This window comes from Agromyces sp. NPDC056965 (assembly GCF_042673425.1).
Lineage (GTDB): Bacteria > Actinomycetota > Actinomycetes > Actinomycetales > Microbacteriaceae > Agromyces.
The window spans coordinates 1-7131 of record NZ_JBHURI010000128.1 but is presented as its reverse complement, the minus strand read 5'-3'; the positions used below and the strand labels follow the sequence as shown (position 1 = coordinate 7131).

General features: G+C 69.9%; 8 protein-coding genes. All 8 read right to left on the bottom strand.

The window, feature by feature from the left end; translation table 11 throughout:
* Positions 1-123: 123 nt before the first annotated feature.
* On the bottom strand, positions 124-381 hold the full coding sequence (locus tag ACFTQE_RS19465) for a DUF6458 family protein (RefSeq protein WP_375837431.1): 258 nt from the start codon (positions 379-381) through the stop codon (positions 124-126).
* A gap of 44 nt (positions 382-425) precedes the next feature.
* The gene (locus tag ACFTQE_RS19460; RefSeq protein ID WP_376926617.1) at positions 426-608 is read right to left on the bottom strand and encodes a CsbD family protein; all 183 of its coding nucleotides are present in this window, start codon (positions 606-608) and stop codon (positions 426-428) included.
* A 182-nt stretch (positions 609-790) separates the two neighbouring features.
* Positions 791-2041, bottom strand: coding sequence for an MFS transporter (locus tag ACFTQE_RS19455; RefSeq protein WP_376926616.1), 1251 nt, complete (start codon positions 2039-2041; stop codon positions 791-793).
* Complete coding sequence (locus ACFTQE_RS19450; RefSeq protein WP_376926615.1) at positions 2025-3236, bottom strand: amidohydrolase family protein; 1212 nt, start codon at positions 3234-3236, stop codon at positions 2025-2027. Before ACFTQE_RS19450 ends, ACFTQE_RS19455 begins: the two co-directional genes overlap by 17 nt.
* Positions 3237-3290: 54 nt before the next feature.
* Complete coding sequence (locus ACFTQE_RS19445) at positions 3291-4268, bottom strand: ABC transporter ATP-binding protein (RefSeq protein ID WP_376926614.1); 978 nt, start codon at positions 4266-4268, stop codon at positions 3291-3293.
* Positions 4265-5272: an ABC transporter ATP-binding protein gene (locus tag ACFTQE_RS19440; protein WP_376926613.1), complete on the bottom strand. Its 1008-nt coding sequence runs from the start codon at positions 5270-5272 to the stop codon at positions 4265-4267. Before ACFTQE_RS19440 ends, ACFTQE_RS19445 begins: the two co-directional genes overlap by 4 nt.
* Before the next feature lies 1 nt (position 5273).
* The gene (locus tag ACFTQE_RS19435; RefSeq protein WP_376926612.1) at positions 5274-6155 is read right to left on the bottom strand and encodes an ABC transporter permease; all 882 of its coding nucleotides are present in this window, start codon (positions 6153-6155) and stop codon (positions 5274-5276) included.
* Positions 6152-7072: an ABC transporter permease gene (locus ACFTQE_RS19430; RefSeq protein WP_376926611.1), complete on the bottom strand. Its 921-nt coding sequence runs from the start codon at positions 7070-7072 to the stop codon at positions 6152-6154. Before ACFTQE_RS19430 ends, ACFTQE_RS19435 begins: the two co-directional genes overlap by 4 nt.
* Positions 7073-7131: the final 59 nt, after the last annotated feature.

Here is a 7131-nt window from a genome sequence, read left to right as displayed (position 1 = left end):
TTTTTGTTTTTTGCCGCCGGCCGGGGTTGTGTGGGCGCTGTGCGGGCGCTGGTTCCTGGGCTGGGTGTTGGGGGGCGGGGGGGGGCGGCCCCCCCCGGCGCGGCATCCGCTCCCCTGCAGGCCTCACACCTCGGGAGGTGCGGCCTGGTCCTCGGTCCGTGTGACGCGCTGGCCCGCCACCGGATCGGTGGTCGTGCTCGTCGTGGAGATGCTCCGACGACGTCGCATCATGAAGACGAGACCGAAGATGATGACGACCGCCCCCGCGATCATCAGGATGTAGCCGACGAGATCGAGGTCGATCCAGTCGACGGTGACGTTCAGCGCGAAGGTGAGAACCGCGCCGATCGCCACGAGCAGAATGCCGAGGCCGATGCTCATGTCGTGTCCTCCGGTTCAGTCGTTGGTCGGGTGGCCCTGCCGGGCTACTTGGTGCCGTCCTCGAACGCGTCCTTGACCTTGTCCGCCGCCTTCTTGGCGTCGGCCTTGACCTGGTCGGCCTTGCCTTCGGCCTCGAGGCGCTCGTTGTCGGTCATCTTGCCGATGCCCTCCTTGACCTTTCCGGTCAGTCGCTCGGCGGTGTTTCCGATGTCGTCCTTGGCGCTCATGGCGTCCTCCTCGGGAATCGATACCGCCGGCGCACCTGTTCAGTGCGTCGGCTCCTCCACGGTAGGCAGAGTGCCACGCGGTCGACAACGGGTTGACAATGCGCCGGGCACCTCGTATTCGCGCGGGATGGCCGCCGGCCGGGGCAGGCGGGCGCCTGACCGGCCCGGCGCCGTCGCCGGGATCAGGAACGGTCTCCCTGCACGGCCGAGGCGGATGGACGCGAGACCCGCGACTCGTCGGCCAGCACGAGGTCGACCGCGCCGCGTCTGATCGCGAAGGCGATCGCGATCGCGAGCGCGCCGGCGATCGCCGCCATGAGCGCGAAACTCGCCGTCCAGCCGCCGGATGCCTCGTGCAGGATCCCGATCAGCAGCGACCCGATTCCCGCGATCGCGTAGCCGGCACCCTGCGCGATCGCCGAGACGACGGCCGCCGACGCCGAGTTCGCTGACAGGCTCACGATGAGACTGATCGCGAGTCCGAACGCCGCGCTCTGCACCGCGCCGAGCAGGCCCACGACGAGCACGTACTGGCCGGGGTCGGCGACGGGCAGCCAGAGGAGCCCGACCATGATGAGCACCCCGAGTGCGGGGCCGTACCATCGCAGCGTCCGCGGCATCCTCGCGATCATCGGCGTCACCAGCGTCGGCAGGAACCCGGCGATGCTGAACCAGGCGAGCAGCCACCCTCGTTCCGCTGCGAGCTGCCCGCGATCCGCGAGGAACTGCGGCATCCACGCGGTGACCGCGAAGTAGAGCAGGGCCTGCAGGCCGAACACCGCGGTGACGAGGGCGATCGTGACGGCCGCCCCTCGGGGTCGGGCGAGCCTGGGGCGGTCGGCGCGGCCGGAGCCCGCCGCATCGCGCGGGACGGCGGCCATCGCCGCGGCGGCCACGACCGCCGGCACCGCCCAGAGTCCGAGCGCGAGCGGCACGTCACCGCCCGTGCCGTGATGCACCGGCACGACGAGCCCGGCGCCGAGCGCCGCTCCGACGCCGAACGACATGCTGCTGAGTCCCACCCACAGTCCCTTGGCGTCGAGCGCCTTCAGGTACTGGGGCACGAGCGTTCCGGCGGCCATGATCGCGGCACCGGCGACGAACGTTCCCGGCAGCAGCTGGAGCGGAAGCACGACGCGCAGCACGAGCGCTGCGGCGAGCGCGACCATCGTCAGCGTGAGCGCCCGCACGACCCCGAGACGCCGAGACAACCACGGGCCGATCGGTGCCGTGAGCCCGAACGCGATGACGGGGAGCGTCGCCAGCACGGTCGCCTCGACCGGGCTGAGCCCGAAGTGCCGGCTCGTCTCGTCGAGGAGCGCCGCGACGGAGGTGATCGCCGGGCGGAGGTTCAGCCCGACGAGGAGTGCGGCGATCAGTCCGATCGCGGAGCTCGTGCGTTGACCGGTGCCTCCCTCAGCGACCGACGACACGGAGACCATCGGCGACGACGCGCCCGTCGTGGATGACGGTGCGATCGCGACCGCGGTCCATCACCGCGCTCGACGGCGTCTCCCCATCAACGAGCAGCAGGTCGGCTCGATCTCCGACGCCGACGCCCGGTCGATCGCCGACGCCGGCGACCCGCTCCGACTCGTGCGACATGATGCTCGCCCCGCCCATCGTCGCCACGGCGAGCGCGAGCTCGATGTGGTCGTCGCGCCGGAAGCCGTTCGTGAATGCGAGCTGCCAGGTGCGGTCGAGCATGTCGCAGTTGCCGTACGGGCTCCAGTAGTCGCGCTGGCCGTCTTCGCCGAGCCCGACGCGAACGCCCGCCTCGGCGAGCTGCACGAGCGAGAGCTGGCGCCTCGCCGCCGGCGCCACGGTCGCCATGGCGATGTCGAGTTCTGCGAACCGGTCGATGATGCTGCGGCTGACCGATTCGGAGACGCCCCCGAGATCGTACGCGTGCGACATCGTCACCTTGCCCTGCATGCCGAGCGCGCGGGTGCGCTCGAGCACGAGCTCGGTGCTGAACACCCCGAGCTCGCCCGGCTCGTGCAGGTGGATGTCGACCTCCACCTGGTACTTCTCGGCGAGGCCGAAGACGATGTCGAGATGTCTCGCCGGGTCTCGGTCGAGTTGGCTCGGGTCGATGCCGCCCATCACGTCGGCGCCCTGCTTGAGCGACTCCTCGAGGAGCTCGACCGTGCCCGCCTCGCGCAGGATGCCGGCTTGGGGGAAGGTCATGATCTGCACGTCGGCGTGGTTCGCGAACGCCTCCTTGGCGTTGACCACGGCCTCGAACTTCTCGAGTCGGCAGTCCACGTCGACCTGGGCGTAGCTGCGCACCCGGGTGGTGCCGTTGGCGATCATGCGCTCGAGCGTGCCTGCCACCCGTTCGGTGAGGCCGATCTCGGCATCACGCCAGTTCCGTCGATCGTTCAGCATCATCTCCCAGACGCCCGCCCCGCCGGTGTGCTCCCGGAACGGCAGGCCCACGCGAGTGGAATCGAGATGCACGTGCACATCGCTGAACGCCGGCAGCAGGAGCCGGCCGCGCCCGTCGACGGTGTCGCCGACGGGCGCGGAGGTCGGATCGTGCGGCCGGATCTCGGCGATGCGGTCGGCGATGATGACGACATCGACGGATGCCCCGCCCCATGGGCGCGCGTCACGGATGAGCATTGAGCGTGTTCCTTTCACAGGGACGGGATGGTGGGAGCGGGCCGGCGGCACGACTCACGCGGCCGGAGCGTCGACGAGCGACGCACCGGCGAACAGGCAGGCGTCGACATGGCCGCCGGCGGTCGCCGCCGACAGCGACGGCCGGACTTCGGCGCATCGATCACGAGCGATCGGGCATCGTGTGCGGAAGGCGCATCCGCTCGGTGGGTTCGCGGCGTCCGGCGGGTCGCCGACCAGCGCGAGCGCCTGAGCCCGCTGCGGGACGACGGAGGGAACCGAGGCGAGCAGCGACCGCGTGTACGGATGCCGCGCGCCGTCGAAGACATCGTCGATCGGGCCCTGCTCGACGATGCGCCCGAGGTACATGACGGCAACCTCGTCGGCCACGTGACGCACGACGGATAGGTCGTGCGAGACGAAGAGGTAGGCGAGGTCGAACTCCTGCTGGAGCTCGGCGAGCAGGTTCAGGATCTGCGCCTGGATCGACACGTCGAGTGCCGACACGGGCTCGTCGAGCACGAGCACCTCCGGTCGGAGTGCGAGCGCGCGAGCGATGCCGACGCGTTGCCGCTGACCGCCCGAGAACTCCCCCGGCTTGCGCTCCGCCATCTCGGCGCTCACGCCGACGCGGTCGAGCAGCTCGGCGACCTGCTTCCGGTCGTACCGACCGGTGATCCGCAGGGGTTCGGCGACGATGTCGTGCACCGTCATCTTCGGATCGAGCGCCGAATACGGGTCCTGGAAGACCATCTGCATGCGGCCGCCGAGGCGTCGGCGCTCCGCTCGACCGATCCGCGTGACATCCTGCCCGAAAGCGCGAACGGTGCCGCCGGCGATGGGACTCAGCCCGAACAGCGAACGGATGAGGGTCGACTTCCCGCAACCCGACTCGCCGACCAGTCCGAGCGTCTGCCCGCGCTCGAGGCGGAGACTCACGCCGTCGACCGCCTTCACGACCGAGCCGCGGCCGAGCCTGCCCGCGCGACCGAAGGTCACCCGCAGGTCGTCGACCTCGATCAGCGCCTCGCTCATCGTGCACCCTCCTCGATCAGTTCGGCCGACGGCGAGTCGGCGAAGTGGCATGCCGAGCTCGCCCCCGTGGCACGGAGCTGGAGCACCGGGCGATGCTCGAAGCACTCCGCGCGTCCGGCCGCGACCGGGCACCGCGGCGCGAAGGCGCACCCCTCGGGTCGATCCCGCGGCGACGGCGGGTTGCCGGGGATCGCGAACGCACGCTCGCCGTTGCCCGTGAGCAGGCTCTTGAGCAGGCCCTGGGTGTACGGATGGGTCGGGTGATCGAAGACCTCGCGCACGCTGCCCGATTCGACGATGCGACCGCTGTACATGATGAGCATCCGCGAGGCGTTCTCCGCTGCGAGTCCGAGGTCGTGCGTGATGAGCACGAGCGCCGATCCGCGCGACGCCCGCACCTCGGCGAGCGACCGCATGACCTGGGCCTGGATGGTGACGTCGAGCGCGGTCGTGGGCTCGTCGGCGATGAGCAGCGCCGGATCGTTCGCCATCGCCATCGCGATCACCGCCCGCTGACGCATGCCGCCGGACCATTGATGCGGGTACGCCTTCGCCCGTGTCTCCGGCTGGGGCACGCCGACGCGGCGCAGCAGGCCGTGCACGCGTTCGAGCGCCTCTCGGCGGCTGACCCGCTGATGGAGGCGCACCGCCTCGGCGAGCTGGTTCCCGACGCGGCGAAGCGGATTCAACGAGGTCATGGGGTCTTGGAAGACCATGCCGATGTCCCGACCGCGCAACTGTCGCATCTCGCGGTCGCGCAGCCCGACGAGCTCGCGGCCGCGCCACTGGATCGATCCCCGAGACACTCGCAGTCCCACCGGGAGGAGTCCCATCACTGCGAGCATCGTGAGGCTCTTGCCCGAGCCCGACTCGCCGACGATGCAGAGCACCTCGCCTTCGAATACCTCGAACGAGACGCCGTCGACCAGCACGACGTCGCCGTCTGGAGTCGATGCGACGACCTCGAGGTCGTCGACTCGGAGCAACGGGTTCCGGTCGGTCATGTCAACGCACCTTTCGCAACGGCTGCGCGCCCTCGGCGGTGAAGCGCTGGCTCAGGAACTGGGTCCCGACCACGACCATGAAGATCGCGATGCCGGGCAGGATCGCCTGCCAGGGGTCGATGCGCAATGTCTTCTGCCCTTCGAGGATCAGACCGCCCCACGTCGGCGACGGCGGCTGGATTCCGAGACCCAGGTAGTCGAGACCGGCCTGGACGAGGATCACGATGCCGATGTCGGACACCGCGAGGATGAGCATCTGCGGCAGCACGTGCGGCAGCACGTGGGTGCGGATGATCCACCCCGGCCCTGCTCCGAGCATCTGCGGGGCGACGACGAAGTCCCTGCTCCTGAGCGACAGCGCCGTCGCTCGGGCGACCCGCGCGTAGCCCATCCAGAACGTGCAGCCGAGCACCACCACCATGAGCACGGCGCTCGGGCCCGTGATCGAGGCGAGCGCGATGAGCAGCAGCACGACCGGCATCGCTAGGTTCACCTCGCTCACGAGCGCGATCGCGTTGTCGAGCCATCCGCCGAAGTAGCCGGCGCAGAGGCCGAGCACGACTCCGATCACCATGTTGATCGCGACGACGGCCATCGTGATGAGCACGGTCGTGCGGCCGCCCTCCGCGAGTCGGCTGAGCGTGTCGCGGCCGATCGCATCGGTGCCGAGCGGATGCGACGGGTCGCTGAACGGAGCCAGCCGAGCACTGGCGAGATCTTGACCGAGCGGGTCGAAGCCCGGCCAGAACGGCACCACGATGATGAAGATCGCCATGACGACGAGGAGCCCGGCGCCCACGAAGGGGAGCACGCTTCCTCGCCGGCGCTTGCGACGCGGAGCCGGACGGGCGACCACGCTGGGAATCGCGAGTGTCTGGGTCATGCGAGCCTCACTCTGGGGTCGAGCACGGAGTACAGCAGGTCGACGAGGATGTTGACGAGCACGAAGATCATCGCGACGACGAGCAGGCCCGCCTGCACGACCGCGAAGTCGCGCTGGCTCACCGCCGTGATGAGCACTTCGCCGACGCCGGGCCACGCGAACACCTGCTCGACGATGACCGCGCCGCCGAGCAGACCCGCGAGGTTCAGCCCGGCCACGGTGAGGATCGGCAGCAGCGCGTTCGGGAACATCTCCGTCATCACCACGGCGGGGTGGCTCTTGCCTCGGGCGTAGGCCGTCCGCACGTACTCCTGCGTCGACTGCTCGCTGAGCGCGGCGTCGAGCAGTCGGACGTAGAGCACGAACTGGGCGGTCGCGATCGTGGCGACGGGCAGTACGAACGACGCCGGCCCCGTGTAGCCGAGGCTCGGGAGCAGCGCGAGCGAGACGGAGAACACCAGCACGAGCAGCACGCCGAAGAAGAAGTCCGGAATGGACTGGCGCAGCGAACCGCCCCAGACGAAGATCGCCCGCAGCACCGGGCTCCCGGTGATGTGGATGAGCAGGGCGGCGATGACCGCCAGCGCGAGACCGACCGCGAACGCGGTGAGCGCGAGGGTCATGGTCGCCGGCAGTCGCTCGGCGATCATCGCGACCGCCGGTGTTCCGGGATTCCGGTACGACGTGCCGAAGTCGCCGCGGAGCACGCCGCCCAGGTAGTCGAGGTACTGGTCGAGCACCGGTCGGTTGAAGCCGAGCCGCTCGTTGAGTTCGTCGATCTGCTGCGCGGTCGCTCCGTCGGTCAGGAGCAGTGCCGCGGGCTTGCCGCTGGCACGGCCGAGCACGAAGGCGATCGTCAGCACGCAGAAGACGGTCGCCAACGCCTGCAACAGGCGTCGGGTGAGATACGTGGTCACGTTGCTCCTTCAGGAACGCGGGAAGGCCGTCGGGCGATCGATCGTCCGGCCGCGCGATG